The organism is Streptomyces sp. NPDC028419 (genome assembly GCF_055565515.1).
Genome location: NZ_JBVHUE010000003.1, coordinates 243,341 through 261,909 on the forward strand (window position 1 = coordinate 243,341; position 18,569 = coordinate 261,909).

The 18,569-nt window shown below is 73.1% G+C and carries 11 protein-coding genes; 3 read left to right on the forward strand and 8 right to left on the reverse strand.

The window, feature by feature from the left end; all coding sequences use genetic code 11:
• Positions 1 to 13 precede the first annotated feature (13 nt).
• Together ACZ4UB_RS05475 and ACZ4UB_RS05480 are read left to right on the forward strand one after the other, a co-directional pair.
• Complete coding sequence (locus ACZ4UB_RS05475; RefSeq protein WP_468068421.1) at positions 14 to 1,807, forward strand: amino acid adenylation domain-containing protein; 1,794 nt, start codon at positions 14 to 16, stop codon at positions 1,805 to 1,807.
• Entirely contained in the window at positions 1,797 to 4,649 is a 2,853-nt protein-coding gene (locus ACZ4UB_RS05480; RefSeq protein ID WP_468068423.1) for a condensation domain-containing protein, read from the forward strand. Before ACZ4UB_RS05475 ends, ACZ4UB_RS05480 begins: the two co-directional genes overlap by 11 nt.
• Positions 4,650 to 4,704: 55 nt before the next feature.
• Here the strand turns inward: ACZ4UB_RS05480 and ACZ4UB_RS05485 are convergent, their stop codons facing one another.
• On the reverse strand, positions 4,705 to 7,674 hold the full coding sequence (locus ACZ4UB_RS05485) for an AfsR/SARP family transcriptional regulator (protein ID WP_468068425.1): 2,970 nt from the start codon (positions 7,672 to 7,674) through the stop codon (positions 4,705 to 4,707).
• A gap of 292 nt (positions 7,675 to 7,966) precedes the next feature.
• Between ACZ4UB_RS05485 and abc-f the strand changes: the two genes are divergently transcribed.
• Complete coding sequence (gene abc-f, locus ACZ4UB_RS05490; protein ID WP_468068428.1) at positions 7,967 to 9,565, forward strand: ribosomal protection-like ABC-F family protein; 1,599 nt, start codon at positions 7,967 to 7,969, stop codon at positions 9,563 to 9,565.
• Positions 9,566 to 9,593: 28 nt separating this feature from the next.
• Here abc-f and araA read toward each other — a convergent pair whose 3' ends face one another.
• The 7 genes from araA to ACZ4UB_RS05525 all read right to left on the reverse strand — a co-directional run bounded on the left by araA (position 9,594) and on the right by ACZ4UB_RS05525 (position 18,405).
• A complete protein-coding gene (gene araA, locus ACZ4UB_RS05495; RefSeq protein WP_468068429.1) occupies positions 9,594 to 11,105 on the reverse strand; it encodes an L-arabinose isomerase in 1,512 nt (503 codons plus the stop codon).
• 16 nt (positions 11,106 to 11,121) lie between these two features.
• Positions 11,122 to 11,793 (reverse strand): L-ribulose-5-phosphate 4-epimerase, encoded by a 672-nt coding sequence (locus ACZ4UB_RS05500; RefSeq protein ID WP_468068431.1) that lies wholly within the window; start codon positions 11,791 to 11,793, stop codon positions 11,122 to 11,124.
• Positions 11,790 to 13,499 (reverse strand): ribulokinase, encoded by a 1,710-nt coding sequence (locus ACZ4UB_RS05505; protein ID WP_468068601.1) that lies wholly within the window; start codon positions 13,497 to 13,499, stop codon positions 11,790 to 11,792. The genes ACZ4UB_RS05500 and ACZ4UB_RS05505 overlap by 4 nt, the downstream gene beginning before the upstream one ends.
• A 136-nt stretch (positions 13,500 to 13,635) precedes the next feature.
• A complete protein-coding gene (yjfF, locus tag ACZ4UB_RS05510; protein WP_354381133.1) occupies positions 13,636 to 14,610 on the reverse strand; it encodes a galactofuranose ABC transporter, permease protein YjfF in 975 nt (324 codons plus the stop codon).
• Positions 14,607 to 15,665: an ABC transporter permease gene (locus tag ACZ4UB_RS05515; RefSeq protein ID WP_468068432.1), complete on the reverse strand. Its 1,059-nt coding sequence runs from the start codon at positions 15,663 to 15,665 to the stop codon at positions 14,607 to 14,609. Before ACZ4UB_RS05515 ends, yjfF begins: the two co-directional genes overlap by 4 nt.
• Positions 15,662 to 17,197 carry a sugar ABC transporter ATP-binding protein gene (locus ACZ4UB_RS05520; protein WP_468068433.1) on the reverse strand — a complete coding sequence of 512 codons (1,536 nt, stop codon included), beginning with the start codon at positions 17,195 to 17,197 and terminating at the stop codon, positions 15,662 to 15,664. Before ACZ4UB_RS05520 ends, ACZ4UB_RS05515 begins: the two co-directional genes overlap by 4 nt.
• A 224-nt stretch (positions 17,198 to 17,421) precedes the next feature.
• Complete coding sequence (locus ACZ4UB_RS05525; protein WP_468068434.1) at positions 17,422 to 18,405, reverse strand: ABC transporter substrate-binding protein; 984 nt, start codon at positions 18,403 to 18,405, stop codon at positions 17,422 to 17,424.
• Positions 18,406 to 18,569 lie beyond the last annotated feature (164 nt).

Sequence of the window (18,569 nt, forward strand, 5' to 3'; positions counted from 1 at the left end):
GGAAGAAGACGAAGTGAGCGTGACACGGACCGGCCTGCCCGCCCTGGTGGCACGGCACGCCGCGAACACCCCGAACGCCCTCGCGGTCGCGGACGGCGACACCACCCTGACCTACGCGCAGCTCGCCCGCGCCGCCCGCCGGCTCGCCACCCACCTGCGCGACCACGGCGTACGCCCCGGCGACTCCGTGGCGCTGCTCATGCCGCGCTCGGCCCGGACCGTCGTCGCCCAGCTCGCCCTGTGGTGGGCCGGCGCCTCCTGCGTCCCCCTCGACCCGGCGCACCCCCCGCTCCGCACCGCGGCCATGCTGGAGGACTCCGGCGCCACCTTGACCGTCGGCGACGGCAAGCTGCTGGAGGCGGCGGGGCCGGCCGGCGCGGTCCTCGCCCTGCCCGACGACGAGCTGCTCACCGGCGCGGAGTGGGGCGGCGAGGGCCCGGGTGGGGACGACACCGCCTTCGTCATGTTCACCTCCGGGTCCACCGGCCGCCCCAAGGGCGTCGCGATCCGCCACGGCGCCATAGCCGAGCTGGTCACCGACCCGGACTACCTGAGCGTCACCCCGCGCGACCGGGTGCTGCTGCACTCCCCGGCCACCTTCGACGGCTCCACCTTCGAGGTGTGGTCGGCGCTCGCCAACGGCGCCGCCGTCGTGGTGTGCACGACCGCGCGGCCCTCCTTCGAGGACCTGGCCAAGGAGATGGAGCGGCACGGCGTCACCGTCGCCTTCTTCACCACGGCCCTGTTCCACCAGCTCGCCGTCCGCCGCTCCCGCGTCTTCTCGCTGCTGCGCACGGTGGTCGTCGGCGGCGAGGCGATGGCCGCGCAGCACGCCCGGGCCGTGCTGCGCGCCTTCCCCTGGATCGAGCTGGTCAACGGCTACGGCCCGACCGAGACGACCACCTTCGCCACCGCCCACCGCGTCAGCGACGCCGACTGCGACGGGCCCGTCCCCATCGGCCGCCCCCTGGCCGGCGCCACGGCCCACGTCCTCGACGAGGCCCAGCGGCCCGTCACCGAGGGCACGCGCGGCGAACTGTGGATCGGCGGCAGCCGGTTGGCCCTCGGGTACACCCGCCGTCCCGAGCTGACCGCCGAACGCTTCGTGGAGCACCCGGACTTCGGCCGCCTCTACCGCACCGGGGACCTCGCCTCCGCCGGCCCGGACGGGCTCCTCGCCTTCCACGGCCGCGCCGACGACCAGGTCAAGGTGCGCGGCTTCCGGATCGAACCGGGCGAGATCGAGCACGTACTGCGCGAGCAGTCGGACGTCGACGACGCGGCCGTGACCGTGCGCCGCGCCACCCCCGACGACGCGCGCCTGGTCGCCTTCGTGGTGGCCGCCCCCGGGCCCGTGCCGCGGGCCGAGGCGCTGCTGGCCCGGCTCACCGCGTTCCTGCCCGCGCACATGGTTCCGGACGAGCTGACCGTGGTCGAGCGGCTGCCGCTCACCACCTCGGGCAAGGTCGACCGGCACGCCCTCGCGGACCTCGCTCCGGCCGCCGAGGACATCGGCGCGGCCGAGCCGCTGACCCCGCTCCAGCAGGCCGTCGCCGATGTGTGGGGCCGCCATCTCGAACACGAGGTCACGCGCCCCGACGCCGACTTCATCGGCTTGGGCGGCCACTCGCTGCTCGCCCTCGTCGTCGCGGAGGACCTGCGAGAGGAGCTCGGTGTCGAGCTGTCGCTCGCCGACTTCTTCGCCGCCCCCACGGTGGCCGGACACGCCGCCCTGGTCGAGGCCGCCCTGCTCGCCGCCCACCCCGATCCGCACCCCGAAGCGCACGAGGACACCGATGGCCACTGACACCCACGCCGCCCTGCAGGAAGAGCTGTTGCGCAGGGCCCGCGCCCGCGCCGCCGACCGCGCCGCGACCCCGCGGCCGCGGGCCGACCGGCCGACCGGGCCCGCCCCGCTGACCCGCGCCCAGCGCCGCATGTGGCTGATGGACCGGCTCGGGCAGGGCGGCGCCCAGTACAGCGTGCCGTTCGCGACCCGGCTCCACGGGCCGCTCGACCTGGACGCGCTGGGCGCCGCGCTCACCTCTCTGGTGGGCCGGCACGAGATCCTGCGCACCCGGTACGGCCGCGAGGGCGAGGAGCCCCACCAGGTGGCGCTGCCCGCGCCCGCCGCCGTCACGGTGGAGCTGGTCGAGTGCCCGGACGACGGCGACGACGCGCTGACCGAGGAGGCCCGCCGCCCCTTCGACCTGGCGGCCGGCACGGTGCCGCGCGCGCTCGTCCTGCGCCACGGCCCCGAGGACCACACCGTTCTCGTGACGTTCCATCACATCGCCATCGACGGGGCCTCGTTGCAGACCGTGGCGGACGAGCTGGCCGCGCTGTACGGCGCCGCGGTGGACGGCTGCGCCCCCGCGCTGCCCGCGCCGCCGCAGTACGCGGACTTCGCCCGCCGCGAGCACGCCGCCGCGGCCGGGGCGTCGGACGGCCTCGCCCACTGGACCCGCCGGCTCACCGGAGCCACCCCGCCGCCGCTCCCCCGGCCCGCCACGGCGCCGGCCGACGTGGGCGAACGCCCGGCGGCCACCGGGGCGAGCGCGATCGACGCGCAGGTCCTGACGGCCCTGCGCGAGCTGGGTCGGGAGCGCCGGGCCACGGTGTTCACCGTGGGCCTGGCCGCCGCCTTCGCCGCGCTGCACCGCCTCACCGGCGAGCTGGACCTCGTCATCGGCTGCGCCGCCACCCACCGCGAGGGTCAGGCGATGCGCGGCCTGGTGGGCCTGTGCGTCAACACGCTGCCGATCCGCGTCGACCTGTCCGGGGACCCCGAGTTCGCCACCCTCGTCGAGCGCGTGCGCGACGCGCTCCTGGAGGCCCAACAGCACCGCGAGGTGCCCTTCGACCTGGTGCTGGAGCAGCTCGGGTCGGCGGCCCGCGGCGAGGACGGCTCCTCCCTGGTGCGGGTCAGCTGGGACCTCGTCGGCGAGCAGACGGCCCTGCGGCTGCCGGGCCTACGGGCGCGCGCCGTCGACGTCGGCATCGCCGAGGCCAAGTTCGACCTGACCTTCGGCCTGCTCGACGCCGAGGCCCCGCGGAGCCTGGTCCAGTACGGCCGGGCCGCCCTCGACGAGGAGGCCGGCCGGGAGCTCGACACGTCCTTCGCCGCGCTGCTGACCGCCGTGGCCGAGGACCCCTCGCTGCGGCTCTCGGCGCTGCCCGGTCGGCCCGCCCGGCCCGGGGCGAGCGGACACCCGGCGCAGGCCCGCCTCGCGTCCCACCCCGACGTGGCCGACGCCTACGTGGCGGCCCCGGTGGGCGGTCCCGTGCTGGCCTATGCCGTACTGAACCGCACCGGCGGGCCTTCGCCCGTACAGCTCCGCGCCCACCTGCGCGATGTGCTCGCGGCCGAACTGGTGCCGGCCGCCGTCATGTTGCTCGACGCGATGCCGCGCACGACCGAGGGGGCGGTGGACACCGCCCGGCTGCCCGCGGCTCCGGTCCCCGCGGCCCCCAAGAGTCCCCGTCTCGAAGCGGTGACCGAGGCGTTCGCCGGCCTGCTCGGTCGGCGGCCCGCTCCGGACGACGACTTCTTCGCGCTCGGCGGGCACTCCCTGGCCGCGGTGCAACTCGCCGAGCGCCTGCGGTCCGCGCTCACCCTGCCGCTGGTCGGCCTGGACATCATGCAGACCCGCACGCCGCGGGCCGTCGCGGCCCTGCTCGACGGGCGCGCGGCCGACCGGGCCACGGCCGTCGCCACGGCCTCCGCCAGCGCACGACCGCGCCGGGTGCGCGAGGGCACGGTCCTGGTGACCGGTGGCACGGGCGGCGTCGGGGCGTTCGTCCTGCGCGAACTGGCGGCGCGGGGACGGCCGGTGCTCGCGCTGGCCCGCCCCGAGTCCGCGCACCTCGTCAGCGGCGACGGCGTCGAGGTGGTCGAGGGCGACCTCGGCGACCTGGACGGCCTGCGCGCCGCCGTCGCGAGCGCGGACGCCGTGATCCACGCCGCGTGCACCTTCACCCGTCCCGAGGTGGACGTGGCCGCCATGGAGGCCATGGTCGACGCCTGGAACGGCGGCCCGTTCGTCTTCGTCAGCAGCGTGGACGCCTACGGCCAGCCGGCCGGGGCCCTCGTCGCGGAGGAATCGCCGTCGCGGGAGGAGCTCAGCGCCTACGGCCGGGCCAAGATCGACTGCGAGCGGATCCTACTGGCCGCGGCGGGCACCGGGGGACGCGGCGGCGCCAGCGCCGTCCGCTCGCCCATCGTCTGGGGCGCCCACGACCGGCTCCGGGACCAACTCCGTTGGGGCGCGACCGGGTTGCTGTACCAGGCGGCCCTCGCGGGCGACCCCGTGACGCTGCCCGCTCCCGGTACCGGTGGCCACGACTGGTACGGGGCGCCCTGGGTGCACGCCGCGGCGCTGGCGCGCGCGGTCACCTCCTGCCTGGACGCACCGGTGCACGGCGTGGCCAACGCGGTGAGCGGGCACGTGGCCTGGTCCGACCTGACGGCGGAGCTCATCGCGCTGCTCGGCAGCGACAGCGCCGTCACCTTCACCGACGAGGTGCACCGCGACCTCGACCACCGCTGGCACTACCGCGCGGACCGCCTCGCGCCGGCGCTGCGTCCGGAGCCGGGCGAGGAGCTGCGCGCGGTGCTCGCGTCGATGATCGGCGACCCGCGGCGGTAACGGACCTGGTGGAGGGAGCCGTTGCGGCCTCCTCCACCGCCGGCGGGCGGGGCCGTCACCGCACGCCCGTCCACTGACCGCACGCCACGGCCTGTTGCGGTGCCGGGCCGTCCGCCCGGACCCCCAGCAGGGAGCGCAGTTCGCCGAGGACCCCGGTGTCCGTGCCCTTCAGGGCCGCGAGCGCGGCGCGCCACAGCACCCGGGCACCGGCCGGGTCCCCCAGGGCCGCCCGTACGTGGCCGTGCTCGTACGCGAGGAGTCCGCGTCCGTAGGTGTCCCCGCGGGCCACGACCTCGTCGAGCAGCCGCGCGCACTCCCGCTCGGCCCGGTCGGCCCGCCCCAGCGCGAGGAACGCCTTCACCTTGCCCAGCCGCGCCTCGCGCTCGGCGTTCCAGTGACCGGATCCGGCGGGCACGGACTCCAGGGCGTCCTGGAACCGCTCCAGTGCCTCGGTCGGCTCGTCGAGCACGAGGTGGAGCAGTCCCAGATTGCACAGCCCCATCTGCCGCAGGACCACCAGATCCGCCCCGTGGGCGACCTCGACGCTCCTGCGGTGGTGGACGAGCGCGGTCCGGGGATCGGCGAGTTCGGCGATGTGGCCCTGGTGCGACAGCAGGATGGCCTCCTGGTTCGGGTCCAGGGAGTCCGGGCGCAGCGCGAGGCACTCGGCCAGGACGGTCCTGGCCTCGTCCGCGCGGCCGAGTACCTTCAGGAGGGTGGCGAGATTGCCCAGGTGGAGCATCCGGGCCAGGTCGTCCCCGAGGCACAGGCTGAGGTCGGCGGCCTCCCGCAGCAGGTCCGCCGCCTCCCGCACGTGCCCCGCGGAGTAGTGGGCGCTGGCGAGTTGGAAGAGGGCGCGTCCTTCCGCGGTCGTGTTGCCGGAGCTGCGGGTGATCTCGACCGCGTGCCGGGTGATCCGCCTCAGGTCGTGGACCCGGCCGCGGTCCTGGAGGTAGGGGAACAGGCCCTGGACGAGCTCCACGTTGGTCACGGGGTCGAGGCCGTGGCGCTCCGCGCCGCGGGCGGCCAGGAACAACAGGTTCCGCGCCTCGTCGTCCGCCCAGGCGAGCGCGGCGCCCGCGTCGTCGAAGGGCGGCCTCGCCGGGTGCGGGGCGGTGATCAGCCGGGACCGCGGGCGGAGCGCGACGGCGCACAGGGCGGCGCCGTCCACGTACCAGCGCAGCATCCGGGCGACCGCCCGCGCGGACCCGGCGGCGCTGTCGGGTCGCGCGGCGAGCTCCCGGGCGAACTCGCGGACCAGGTCGTGCGGGACGTAGCGGCCGTGGGCGGACTCCTGCAGCAGGGCGAGGTCCGCCAGCCGCTCCAGCGCCCGCTCGGCGTCCCGCTCGGAGGTGTCCATGGTGCGGGCCAGCAGCGCGGCCGGGTACTCGGGCAGGTCCAGGGCGCCCACCTGGACGAGGGCCGCCGCCGCGGCGTGGTCGTGGCGGTCGCCGGGGCCGAGCAGCGCGTCGTGGGCCGCTTGCAGGGAGCGCCGCACGCTGAGGTCTTCGAGCTCCAGGTGGTCCAACCGCTCCTGCGGCCGGGCCAGGCGTTCCGCCAGGTTCCCGACGGTGAGCGTGCGCCGGCTGCGCAGCCGGGCCGCCGACACGCGCAGCGCCAGGGGCAGCCGGCCGCACAGCGCGACGATCCGGGTGACCGCGTCACCGTCGCCGTCCGCCCACTCCCGGCCGGAGACCCGGGCCAGGAGGGCGGCGCCGTCCGCGTCGGGCAGGGGGTCCAGCGGGAGGTGGACCGTGGCTTCCAGGGTGGCCAGGGTGGTCCTGCTGGTCAGGAGGACCGCGCAGCCCGCTCCGGCCGGCAGCAGCGGGAGGACCTGGGCGACGGAGGCCGCGTCGTCCAACAGGAGCAGCGTGCGGGTGGGGGCGAGCTTCGAGCGGAGCAGTGCGGTGGCGGCGGCGATGTCCTCCGGAATCCGGCAGGCGTCCAGGCCGAGGCCGAGGAGGAGCTGGGTCACCGCTTCGGCCGGCGCCACGGGCACCGCCCCCGGGGTCCCGCCGTGGAGGTTGAGGTACAGCTGGCCGTCGGGAAAGTCCTCGCGCAGCTCTCCCGCGAGGTGCAGCGCCAGGCCGGTCTTGCCGATGCCCGGCATGCCGCTGATGACCACCAGGGCGGCCTGCGCACGGCAGCCGTCCAGTGCCCCGCGCACCTGGGCGATCTGGGTGGTCCTACCGACGAACACGGCCGGCGGAGGGGGCAGTTGGGCGATCGGCGTACGGGGTTCGGCCGGCCGGATCCCGGCCCGTCCGGGGCGTACCGGGCCGCTCCGGCCCTCCCCCACCCGCAGCACCTCCTGGTGGGCCTCCTGCAACGCCGGCCCCGGCTCCACACCGAGTTCCTCCACCAGGGTGCGGCGCAGCGAACGGAAGACGGCGAGGGCCTCGGCCTGACGTTCCGTCCGGGCGAGGACCAGCATGAGCTGGCGGGCCAGCGGCTCGTGGAAGGGGTGCTCCCCGACCAGCGTGCGCAACTCGGCCGACAGACCGTCGAGTCGATCGAGGTGCAGGAGCGCCTCGAAGCGGCAGTCGAGCACGTCCAGGCGGTGTTCCCGGAGTCGGATGGTGGAGGGGTGGTCGGCGAATCCGGGCACGTCGGCGAGCGGCAGCCCGCGCCAGAGCGCGAGGGCCGCGCGGGCGTCCCGCTCGGCCGCCTCCCAGTCGCCCTCGGCCATGGCGCCGCGGGCGAGGCGCGCCAGGTCGTCGAAGCCGTCCCGGTCGAGCTCGCCCGCTTCGACCCGGAGCTCGACGCCCTCGCGCCGCGAGTCCAGCCGGTCCGCGCGGGGGCCGAGGGCCCGGCGCAGGCGACCGAGGTGGTTGTGCAGCGAGGCGGTGGCCGTGGGGGGAGGGTCCTCGCCCCAGAGCGCCGCCATGACGGCGTGCGGCGGCACGGGCCGGTTGGCCTCAAGCAGCAGCACGGCGAGCAGGGCCCGCAGTTTCGGCGCGCCGAGGACGACTCGGCTGCCGCCGTCGTCGTGCACCGTCAACGGCCCCAGCACACCGAACCTCACCCGTACCCCCCGATCGCGCCCTGCCCCGGGAACCATACTGGTCAAAGCCCGCCCCGCGATCAAGGCGAATCCGGCGGAGGCGCGGGTGACACGGGCCTGGACCACCTCGGTCGGTCCCGGAGAAATCCAGGTGCTGCGAGCCGATTCGTCTTGTTATGGTCGCGGCATGGGTTCGCACTACGACTTCCGCTGATTCAGGGCGCCACGCCCGCGCAGACCGCACTCCGATGAGCTGCGGCGGCCCGGCGTTTCCTGCCGCCCCCCTGTTCGCACCCACCCGGGGAAACGAATCATGCACGCACGCGCCCAACTGGCGATGAAAGACGTCTCCAAGACCTTCGGTGACCGCTCCGTCCTGGACCAGGTCACCCTCACCGTCCGCCCCGGCGAGCGGGCGGGGGTGATCGGAGAGAACGGATCGGGCAAGTCCACCTTCCTGCGCCTGCTCGCCGGACTCGAACGCCCCGACACCGGCGAGGTCACCGTCGCCTTCCCCGGCGGCATCGGCCACCTGGCGCAGAGCCTCGACCTGGACCCCGCCCTCACCGTCCAGCACGCGATCGACGACGCGCTCGCCGATCTGCGCGAGCTGGAACGGCGCATGCGCGCGGCCGAGCGGGAGCTGACCGACGCCGCGGCGCTGGCCGCGTACGGAGAGCTGAGCACCGCCTTCGAGGAACGCGGCGGCTACGAGGCCGACGCGCGCGTCGAGGCCTCGATGTCCGGGCTGGGCCTCGCGCACATCACCGTCGACCGGGTCCTGGGCACCCTCTCGGGCGGGGAGCGCTCCCGGCTGGCGCTGGCCTGCGTACTGGCCGCGCGGCCGGAGCTGTTGCTGCTGGACGAGCCGACCAACCACCTCGACCGTGAGGCCGTGGACTGGCTGGCCGGGCAACTGCGCTCCCATCGCGGCACCCTGGTCGCTGTCACCCACGACCGCGACTTCCTGGAGCGGGTCAGCACCACGATCCTGGAGGTCGACCGCGACACCCGCTCGATCACCCGGTACGGCGACGGCTGGTCCGGCTACCGCACCGCCAAAGCCGCCGCCCGGGCCCGCTGGGAGCAGCGCCACCAGGAATGGGCGGCCGAACTGGCCCGGGCCGAAAGGCTGGTCGCCGCCGCCGGCGAGCGGATGGCCGTGAGCGGAAAGGACCCGCGGGAGGGCTTCGGCAAGTTCCGCCGTTCCCACGAGGCCAAGCTCGGGGGCCGGGTACGTGCGGCCCGCGAGCGGCTATGGAGCCTTCGGCGGTCGCCCGTGCCCGCGCCGCCGCGGCCGCTGCGCTTCACCGCGACCCTGACGACCGCGGACCCCGAGGCCGAAGCCGCCCTCCTGGCCGGCGTCACCGTCGGGGACCGGCTCCACATCGAGGAGCTGGCGGTCGCCCCGGGCGGGCGCGTGCTGGTCACCGGCCCCAACGGGGCCGGCAAGAGCACCCTGTTGCGGGTACTGGCCGGCGCCCTGGAGCCCGACACCGGGAAGGTGCGGCTCCCGGACCGCGTCGGGTACCTCCCGCAGGAACTGCCCACCGCGCCCGGCCGGCGCCCCCTGCTCGACGCCTTCGCGGCCGGCCGGCCCGGCGCGGTCGAGGAGTACGCCGAGGAGCTCCTGGCCCTGGGCCTCTTTCGCGAGGACGATCTCGCCGTGCCCGTGCCCGCCCTCTCCGCGGGGCAGCAACGACGCCTGGCACTGGCCAGGTTGGTGACGCGTCCGGTGGACCTCCTGGTCCTGGACGAGCCCACCAACCACGTGACCCTGTCCCTGGTCGAGGAACTGGAACAGGCCCTGGCCCACTACCCGGGAACGGTCGTGGCGGTCTCGCACGACCCCGGCTTCCGCGCCGGATTCGGCGGGGAGGAACTCCGGCTGCGGGCGGGCCGCGTCCAGTAGGTCGTCGGTCCGCCCCGCGCCGTCCGCGTCAGAAGCCCTGGGCCAGGCGGTGGTACGCCTGGTTCCAGCGGATCTCCTTGGTGAACTGGCGGATCGTGGTGTCCGCGTCGATGACCAGCAGTTCGGTGCCGAGGATGTCGGCGAGGTCACCCAGCTCCTCGGTACCGATCGCGCTGGACAGCACGGTGTGGTGGGGCGCGCCGGCGGTCAGCCACGCCTCGGTCGAGGTGCGCAGGTTGGGGCGCGGCTGCCAGACCGCGCGGGCGACGGGGAGGTTCGGCAGCGGTTCGAGGGGCTCGACCACGTCGATCTCATTGGCCACGAGGCGGAACCGGTCGCCCATGTCCGCCAGTCCGACCACGACGGCGGGCCCGCTCCGGGCGTCGAAGACGAGACGGACCGGGTCCTCGCGGCCGCCGATGCCCAAGGGGTGGATCTCGCAGGACGGTACGTGCGACGCGATGGTCGGGCAGACCTCCAGCATGTGCGCGCCGAGGATCAACTCCCTTCCCGGTTCCAGGTGGTAGGTGTAGTCCTCCATGAAGGACGTGCCGCCCGGCAGCCCGGTGGACATCACCTTGAGCGTGCGCAGCAGGACGGAGGTCTTCCAGTCGCCCTCGCCGCCGAATCCGTAGCCGTCTGACATCAGCCGCTGCACGGCCAGGCCGGGTAGCTGGCGAAGGCCGCCGAGGTCTTCGAAGTTGGTGGTGAAGGCGTGGAAGCCGCCCTCCGTCAGGAATCCCCGCAGGCCGAGTTCGATCCGCGCGGCGTAGCGCAGTGAGGCGTGCCGGTCCCCGTCCGCGCGGAGCTCGGGCGCGAGGCGGTAGGTGTCCTCGTATTCCTTGACCAGTGCGCTCACGTCGGCGTCGCGGGCCGCGTCGACGGCTGCGACCAGGTCGTTGACGCCGTAGGTGTTGACCGAGACGCCGAAACGGCGTTGGGCCTCGACCTTGTCGCCCTCGGTAACGGCGACGTCGCGCATGTTGTCGCCGAACCGCGCCAGCTTGAGGCTCTGCAGCTCGGAGCGGCCGCCCGCGGCCCGGGCCCAGGAAGCGATCCGGGCCGCGACCGAGGGGTCGCTGACGTGTCCGGCGACGGTCTTGCGGGCGACGCCCAGCCGGGACTGGATGTAGCCGAACTCGCGGTCTCCGTGGGCGGCTTGGTTCAGGTTCATGAAGTCCATGTCGATCGACGCCCAGGGCAGTGCGGCGTCGGCCTGGGTGTGCAGGTGGAGCAGCGGTTTGCGCAGCGCGTCCAGGCCCGCGATCCACATCTTCGCCGGGGAGAAGGTGTGCATCCAGGCGATGAGGCCGACGCAGGTGTCGTCCGCGTTGGCGTCCAGGCAGACCCGCCGGATCGCTTCGGCGTCGGTGAGGACGGGCTTCCAGACGATGTCGACCGGGATGCCGCTGTCGCCGAGTGCGTCGGCGATCCGGCGGGACTGCTCCGCGACCTGACGCAGGGTGTCGTCGCCGTACAGCCCTTGGCTGCCGGTCAGGAACCAGACTTCGCGGCCCTGGATTGCCTTCTGTACCTTCATCGGGGCGTGGGTCTCCTTAGCGGGCAGCGCGCTGCTGGCCGTACACGTTCTGGTAGCGGTCGTTGAGGCGGTCGATGTCGTCCTGCGCTATCGGCAGGGGTTCACCGAGCTGGCGGGAGATGTGGACGGTGCGGGCGACGTCCTCGCACATCACGGCGGCCTTGACGGCGGCCTTGGCGTCCTTGCCGATGGTGAAGACGCCGTGGCTCTTCATCAGGACGGCGGGTGAGCGGTGGCCCCGCAGGGTCTCGACAATGCCGCGGCCGATGGAGTCGTCGCCGATCAGCGCGAAGGGGCCGACGGGGATCTCGGCGCCGAACTCGTCCGCCATGGCGGTCAGTACGCAGGGCACCGACTCGCCGCGGGCGGCCCAGGCGCTCGCGTAGGTCGAGTGGGTGTGCACCACGCCGCCCACCTCGGGCATGTGACGGTAGACGTAGGCGTGCGCGGCGGTGTCCGAGGACGGGGACTGGTCGCCCTCGACGACCTTGCCGTCCAGATCGCAGAGGATCATGTTCCAGGGCGTCAGCTCGTCGTACGCGACGCCGCTCGGCTTGATCACCATCAGGTCCTCGCCGGGGACGCGGGCGGAGACGTTGCCGGCCGTCCAGACGACGAGGCCGTAGCGGACCAACTCCTGGTGCAGGTCGCTGACCTGACGGCGCAGCAGATCGATCGGTGAGCTCATGGTCGGACCTCGCTCTTCTGGGCGGCGGCCGGGGTGGCCTCGGGGGCGGTTCGCGGGGCGGTGAGCGCCTCGTTGCGCAGGGCACGGAGGCGGTGCAGGAGCTTGTCGGGGCCCGTACCGAAGTGGTCGTGCAGGGCGCGGTACTCGGCGTAGAGGCGGTCGTAGGTGTCGGCGCGCCCGGGGTCCGGTTGGTGGACCCCGCGCCGCACCCGGCCCATGGCGGCGGCCGCGCTACGCACGTCCGGGTGCGCGCCGGCGGCGACGGCTGCGTGGATGGCGGAGCCGAGGGCCGGTCCCTGGGCGGACTCGGCGAGGGAGACGGGGCGGCGCAGTACGTCGGCGTAGATCTGCATGAGCAGCGGGTTCTGCTTCAGCCCGCCGGTCACGATGAACTCGGTGACGGGGACACCGCCCCGCTCCAGGGCGTCGATGATGGTGCGGGTGCCGAAGGCGGTGGCCTCCAGCAGGGCGCGGTAGACCTCCTCGGGGCGGGTGGCCAGGGTGAGGCCGACGATGACGCCGGAGAGGTGGTGGTCCACCAGGGTGGAGCGGTTGCCGTTCATCCAGTCGAGGGCGACCAGGCCGTGGCCGCCGACGGGCTGGTCGGCGATCTTGCGGGACAGCAGTTGGTGCAGGTCCTCGCCGGTGGCTTCGGCCTCCGCGCGGTAGTGGGTCGGCACGCCTTGGCGCAGCCACCAGGCGAAGATGTCGCCGACCGCGCTCTGCCCGGCCTCGTAGCCGTAGGCGCCCTCCACGATGCCGCCGTCGACGACTCCGCAGATCCCGGGGACGTCGGCGAGGGCGGGGCCGTTGACGACGTGGCAGGTGGAGGTGCCCATGATGGCGAGGAGCTGCCCGTTCTCGACGGCCTGGGCGGCGGGGGCCGCGACATGGGCGTCGACGTTGCCGGTGGCGACGGCGATGCCCTCGGGCAGCCCGGTCCAGGCGGCAGCCTCGGCGGTGAGGGAGCCCGCCCGGGAGCCCAGCGGCGAGAGCGGATGCTCCAGCCGGGTCCGCGCGAAGTCGGCGAAATCGGGGTGGAGGGCGGCGAGGTAGTCCTCGGTGGGGTACTGGCCGTCCTGGTGGATGCCCTTGTACCCGGCCGTGCAGGTGTTGCGGGTCTCCACGCCCGCGAGCTGCCAGACGATCCAGTCCGCGGCCTCGATCCAGCGCTCGGTGGCGGCGTAGGTGTCCGGGTCCTCCTCCAGCACCTGGAGCGCCTTGGCGTACTGCCACTCGGCGGAGATCTTGCCGCCGTAGCGGGAGATCCACTTCTCGGCGCGCTGGTGGGCGAGGCGGTTGATCCGGTCGGCCTGGCTCTGGGCGGCGTGATGCTTCCACAGCTTGGGCCAGGCGTGCGGGCGCACGCCCAGCTCGGTCTCGGCGAGGGGGGTGCCGTCGGCCCGCACGGGCAGGACGGTGCAGGCGGTGAAGTCGGTGGCTATGCCGATGACGGTGGCCGGGTCCACGCCGCTCGCGGCCACCGCGGCGGGGACGGCGGTGCGCAACACCTCCCGCCAGTCCTCGGGGTGCTGAAGGGCCCAGTCGGGCGGCAGGAGCCGCCCGGTGGTGGGGAGTTCGCGCTCGATGACACCGTGCGGGTACACGTGGACGGCTGAGCCGACCTCCTCGCCGTCGCGGACGCGGACCACCACGGCGCGGCCGGAGAGCGTGCCGAAGTCGACACCCACGACATGGCTCTCCATGGTCTGGGTGGGAGGGTTCACGGACACTTCACTTCCTTCGTACGAGCCCTGAGGGGGCACACGGGCGCCGCTCGGAGCACCGCCGTGATTGTTAGCGTTAACAATTGGCCTGTCAAGGGCATGCCCCCGTCGGCGATCAGGCCTCGCGGCGACCGGAGATCAGCCGCTGGAGCAGGATGAAGACGAACAGCAGGCCGCCGACCACGATCCTGGTCCACCACGAGCTGAGCGTGCCCTGGAAGCTGATGACGGTCTGGATCAGGCCCAGCACGAGCACCCCCAGCGCGGTACCGAGCAGGTACCCCGAGCCGCCGGTCAGGAGCGTCCCGCCGATCACCACGGCGGCGATCGCGTCCAGCTCCAGTCCCACCGCGTGCAGCCCGTAGCCGGAGAGCATGTAGAAGGTCAGCAGCACTCCCCCGAGCGCCGAGCAGAAGCCGCTGACGGCGTACACGGTGATCTTCGTCCGCCCGACCGGCAGCCCCATCAGCCGGGCCGACTGCTCGCTGCCGCCGAGCGCGTACACGTTCCGCCCCAGCCGCGTGTAGTGCAGCACCACGAAGGCGATCGCCAGGACACCCACCGCGATCAGCGCGCTGGGCGAGACGAACAGCTCACCGGGCAGGGCGATCCTGGTCTGGGCGAAGGCCACGTAGGTCGGATTCGTGAGGGAGATCGAGTCGATGCTGATCGTGTAGCACAGGCCGCGCGCCAGGAACATGCCCGCCAGCGTCACGATGAAGGGCTGGATCTCGAAGGAGTGGATCACCCACCCCATGGCGAGTCCGCCCCCCGTCCCCACCGCCAGGACCAGCGGGATCACCAGCAGCGGCGGCCAGCCGTGCTGTTCCACCAGCCAGGCGGAGATCATCGTCGACAGCGCCACCATCGCGCCGACCGACAGGTCGATCCCGCCGGTCAGCACCACGAAGGTCATCCCGATGGCGACCACCAGCAGGAAGGCGTTGTCGATGAGCAGGTTGAGCAGTACCTGCCCGGAGAAGAAGCCCTCGTACTGGACGGATCCCGCGCCGAACATCGATACCAGCAGGGCCGATGTGACCAGCAGCGGGATGTACCCGCGACCACGGGCCACGACGCTCGCGCTCATGCCCCCACCTCCGTGTTCTGCGCCGTGTTCGTTTCCGTCGAGGGACGCGGCCTCGCGCCGCGCCCGGTCCCGGCCCGCCGGCGTGCGGCCTTGGCCCGGAAGGCGGGTGACTGGATCAGGCAGACCGCGATCACCACGACGGCCTTGAAGACCAGGGTGGTCTCCGGCGGGATGCCGATGGTGTAGACGGTGGTGGACAGGGTCTGGATGATGAGCGCCCCGATCACCGTCCCGCCGAGCGAGAACCGCCCGCCGGTCAGCGCGGTACCGCCGACCACCACCGCGAGGATCGCGTCCAGCTCGATCCAGAGCCCGGCGTTGTTGCCGTCCGCGCTGGAGACGTTCGAGCTGATCATGAGTCCCGCGACTGCGGCGCACAGCGCGCTGAAGACGTACACCAGGCAGATGAGGCCCATCGCCCGGATGCCGACGAGCCGGCTGGCGACCGGGTTGCCGCCGACCGACTCCAGCAGCAGTCCCAGCGCCGTACGCCGGGTCAGGAGTGAGGTCAGCACCACGACCGCGGCCGCGAGCAGGATCGCGAACGGCATGGTGAGCCAGTAGCCGCCGCCGATCAGCTTGTAGGGCTCGCTGGTGACGGTGATGATCTGGCCGTCCGTCACCAGCTGGGCCACTCCGCGTCCGGCCACCATCAGGATGAGGGTGGCGATGATCGGCTGGACGCCGACCCCGGCCACCAGTACCCCGTTGACCGCTCCCAGGACGAGGGCCACCGCCAAGGCGATGGCGATGGCGCCGAACACGGTACCGGGGCTCGCCGGATCGGCGGCACCGCTGATGTGCAGGCAGGCCAGCGCGCCCGCGATGGCCACGGTGGAGCCGACCGAGAGGTCGATTCCGCTAGTCGCGATGACGAGCGTCATGCCCAGCGCCACCAGGATCAGCGGGGCACCGAAGTGCAGGATGTCGATCAGACTCCCGTACAGGTGACCGTCCTTGATCCGGATCGCGAAGAAGTCCGGGGTGAACGCCACATTGGCCAGCAGCAGGGCCACGAGCACGGCGGCGGGCCAGAAGAGCCGGTGCTTGGTCATGACCGGGCCCCGCTCGCGATCGTCGCCATGACGCGCTCGGGAGTGAGCGATCCGTCGTTCGCCAGCTCCGCGACCAGGCTGCGGTCGCGCAGGACGCCCACCCGGTGACTGAGCCGCAGCACTTCCTCCAGCTCGGCCGAGATGAACAGCACCGACATGCCCTCCCGGGCCAACGAGGCCACCAACTTCTGGATTTCGGCCTTGGCCCCGATGTCGATGCCCCGGGTCGGCTCGTCGAGGATCAACAGCTCGGGGTCGGTGATCAACCAGCGGGCCAGCAACACCTTCTGCTGATTGCCGCCGCTGAGATGGCGCACCAGCGCCTCGGGGTTGTCCGGGCGGATGTCCAGTGACCGGATCCAGCGCACCGCGAGTTCGTCCTGCTCGGCGCGGGATAGCGGGCGCGTCCAGCCGCGGGCCGCCTGCAGGGCGAGGATGATGTTCTCGCGCACCGTCAACTCCGCGACCAGACCCTCGTTCTTGCGGTCCTCCGAGCAGAAGGCGATTCCGTGCGAGATGGCGGCGCGCGGCGTGCGCAGGGCGACGTCGGCGCCCTTGATCCGCACCGAACCCTGGGTACTGCGGTCGGCGCCGAACAGCAGGCGGGCCACCTCGGTGCGGCCGGACCCCAACAAGCCGGCCAGGCCGATGACTTCACCCGGGTGGATGCTGAGGTCGTACGGCTCGATCGCGCCGGTGCGACCCAGGCCCTCGGCGCGCAGGAACGGCGCGCTTCCGGCCGCGGCGGCGGGCTCGTGCCGGGTGGTGTCCGACAGCTCCTCCAGACCCACCAGTTCACCGCCGATCATGCGGGCGACCAGTTCGACCTGGCTCACTTCGCTGATCGCGTACTCGCCTTCCAGCCTGCCGTTGCGCAGGATGGTCATCCGGTCGCAGATCTCGTAGATCTGGTCCAGGAAGTGCGAGACGAACAGGATCGCCACGCCCTGGTCGCGCAACCGGCGCATCACCGCGAACAGTTGACGCACCTCGTCGCGGTCCAGGCTGGAGGTCGGCTCGTCCAGGATCAGCACCTTGGCCGAGACGTCCACCGCCCGGACGATCGCGACCAGCTGTTGGACCGCGATCGAGTAACTGCCCAGCGGGGCGGTCACGTCGATGTCCAGGTCGAGGTCGGCGACCAGCTCCGCGGCTCGGCGCCGCAGGGCCGACCAGTGGACGAGTCCGAGGCGGCGCGGCTCACGGCCGATGAAGATGTTCTCCGCGACCGACAGGTTCAGGCAGAGGTTGACCTCCTGGTACACCGTACTGATGCCGGACTGCTGTGCCTGGAGCGGGCCGGCGATGCGCACGGGCCGGCCACCGAGCACGACCTCGCCGCCGTCCGACGCGTAGACGCCGGTGAGGACCTTGATCAGCGTGGACTTGCCGGCGCCGTTCTCACCCATCAGGGCGTGCACCTCGCCGGGGAAGAGTCGGAAGTCGACCCCGTCCAGCGCCACGACTCCGGGGAACTCCTTGCGGATCCCCTGTACTTCCAGGACCGGTTGCCGTGCGGGGTGCGCAGCCATCCGTCCCTCCTCTCATGGTCGAAATCCGGACCGGGACCGGGCCCGGCCGGTACGGGCCCGGCCGGTACAGGACCGGCCGATACGGGACCGGCCGATACGGGACCGGCCGATACGGGCCCAGCCGGTACGGCACAGGCCGCCGGTACGGGCCCGGCCGCCGGTACGGGCCCCAGCGGTTCGGGGGCGCACGCCTCGGGCCGGGCGCCCCCGGGCCACCGATCCGGTCAGTACTGGCGGGTCGGCAGGGCCGCCGCGGCCTGGTCCTGGGTGAAGACGCCCTCTTCGGTCTTGATCCGGCGCGGCACCTGCTCGCCGGCCTTGACCTTCTTGATCAGATCCATCAGCTGGTCGCCCAGGAGGGGGTTGCACTCGACGACGACGTTGATCTTGCCCTGGCTCATCGCGGTGAAGGCGTCCTTGACGCCGTCGACCGAGATGATCTTGATGTCGGTGCCGGGCTTCTTGCCGGCCTCCTCGATGGCCTGGATGGCGCCGAGGGCCATGTCGTCGTTGTGCGCGTAGAGCACGTCGATCTTCGGCTGGGACTTCAGGAAGGCCTGCATGACCTCCTTGCCCTTGGCGCGCGTGAAGTCACCGGTCTGCGAGGCCGTGATCTTGAACTTGGGGTCCGCCTTGATGACGTCGGCGAAGCCCGCCTTGCGGTCGTTGGCCGGGGCGGAGCCGGTGGTGCCCTGCAACTCCACGATGTTCACCGCGTCGCTCTTGCCCTGGTACTCCTTCACCAGCCAGTCGCCGGCCTTCTTGCCCTCCTCGACGAAGTCCGAACCGAGGAAGGTGGCATGGAGCGACTCGTCCTTGGAGTCCACCGCGCGGTCCGTCAGGACGACCGGGATGTGGGCGGCCTTGGCCTCCTTCAGCACGGTGTCCCAGCCCGACTCGACCACCGGCGAGAAGGCGATGACGTCCACCTTCTGCTGGATGAACGAGCGGATGGCCTTGATCTGGTTCTCCTGCTTCTGCTGGGCGTCGGAGAACTTCAGCGTGATCCCGGCCTTCTTGGCCGCGTCCTGGACGGACTTGGTGTTGGCCGTGCGCCACCCGCTCTCGGCGCCGACCTGGGAGAAGCCCACGGTGAGGTGGCCGCCGGAGCCCTTGCCGTCGGCCGAGCCGCCGCCTCCGGTACCGCAGGCGGACAGAAGGGCGACCATCGCGCCGGCGACCAGGGCCGCCGCAGCTCTCTTGGACATCTTGGAATTCCTCTCGGGTGGGGAGACCACTCCCCGTACGTACGGATCTCCCCGCACGTACGGATCGACCGCGGGCGGATCCACGGGGCGGACCGACCGGCGCGGGAGTGGTGGGAACACCGTCAGGGGCGAGGTGCGCCTGGTACGGCGTGGTGCGGGCGGCG

Excerpts from the sequence above, each read along its gene's own strand:
- ACZ4UB_RS05520 (WP_468068433.1), bottom strand. The coding sequence starts at position 17,197 with ATGGCTGCGCACCCCGCACGGCAACCGGTCCTGGAAGTACAGGGGATC.
- araA (WP_468068429.1), bottom strand. The coding sequence starts at position 11,105 with ATGAAGGTACAGAAGGCAATCCAGGGCCGCGAAGTCTGGTTCCTGACC.
- ACZ4UB_RS05500 (WP_468068431.1), bottom strand. The coding sequence starts at position 11,793 with ATGAGCTCACCGATCGATCTGCTGCGCCGTCAGGTCAGCGACCTGCAC.
- yjfF (WP_354381133.1), bottom strand. The coding sequence starts at position 14,610 with ATGAGCGCGAGCGTCGTGGCCCGTGGTCGCGGGTACATCCCGCTGCTG.
- ACZ4UB_RS05480 (WP_468068423.1), top strand. The coding sequence starts at position 1,797 with ATGGCCACTGACACCCACGCCGCCCTGCAGGAAGAGCTGTTGCGCAGG.
- abc-f (WP_468068428.1), top strand. The coding sequence starts at position 7,967 with ATGCACGCACGCGCCCAACTGGCGATGAAAGACGTCTCCAAGACCTTC.
- ACZ4UB_RS05525 (WP_468068434.1), bottom strand. The coding sequence starts at position 18,405 with ATGTCCAAGAGAGCTGCGGCGGCCCTGGTCGCCGGCGCGATGGTCGCC.
- ACZ4UB_RS05505 (WP_468068601.1), bottom strand. The coding sequence starts at position 13,499 with ATGGAGAGCCATGTCGTGGGTGTCGACTTCGGCACGCTCTCCGGCCGC.
- ACZ4UB_RS05515 (WP_468068432.1), bottom strand. The coding sequence starts at position 15,665 with ATGACCAAGCACCGGCTCTTCTGGCCCGCCGCCGTGCTCGTGGCCCTG.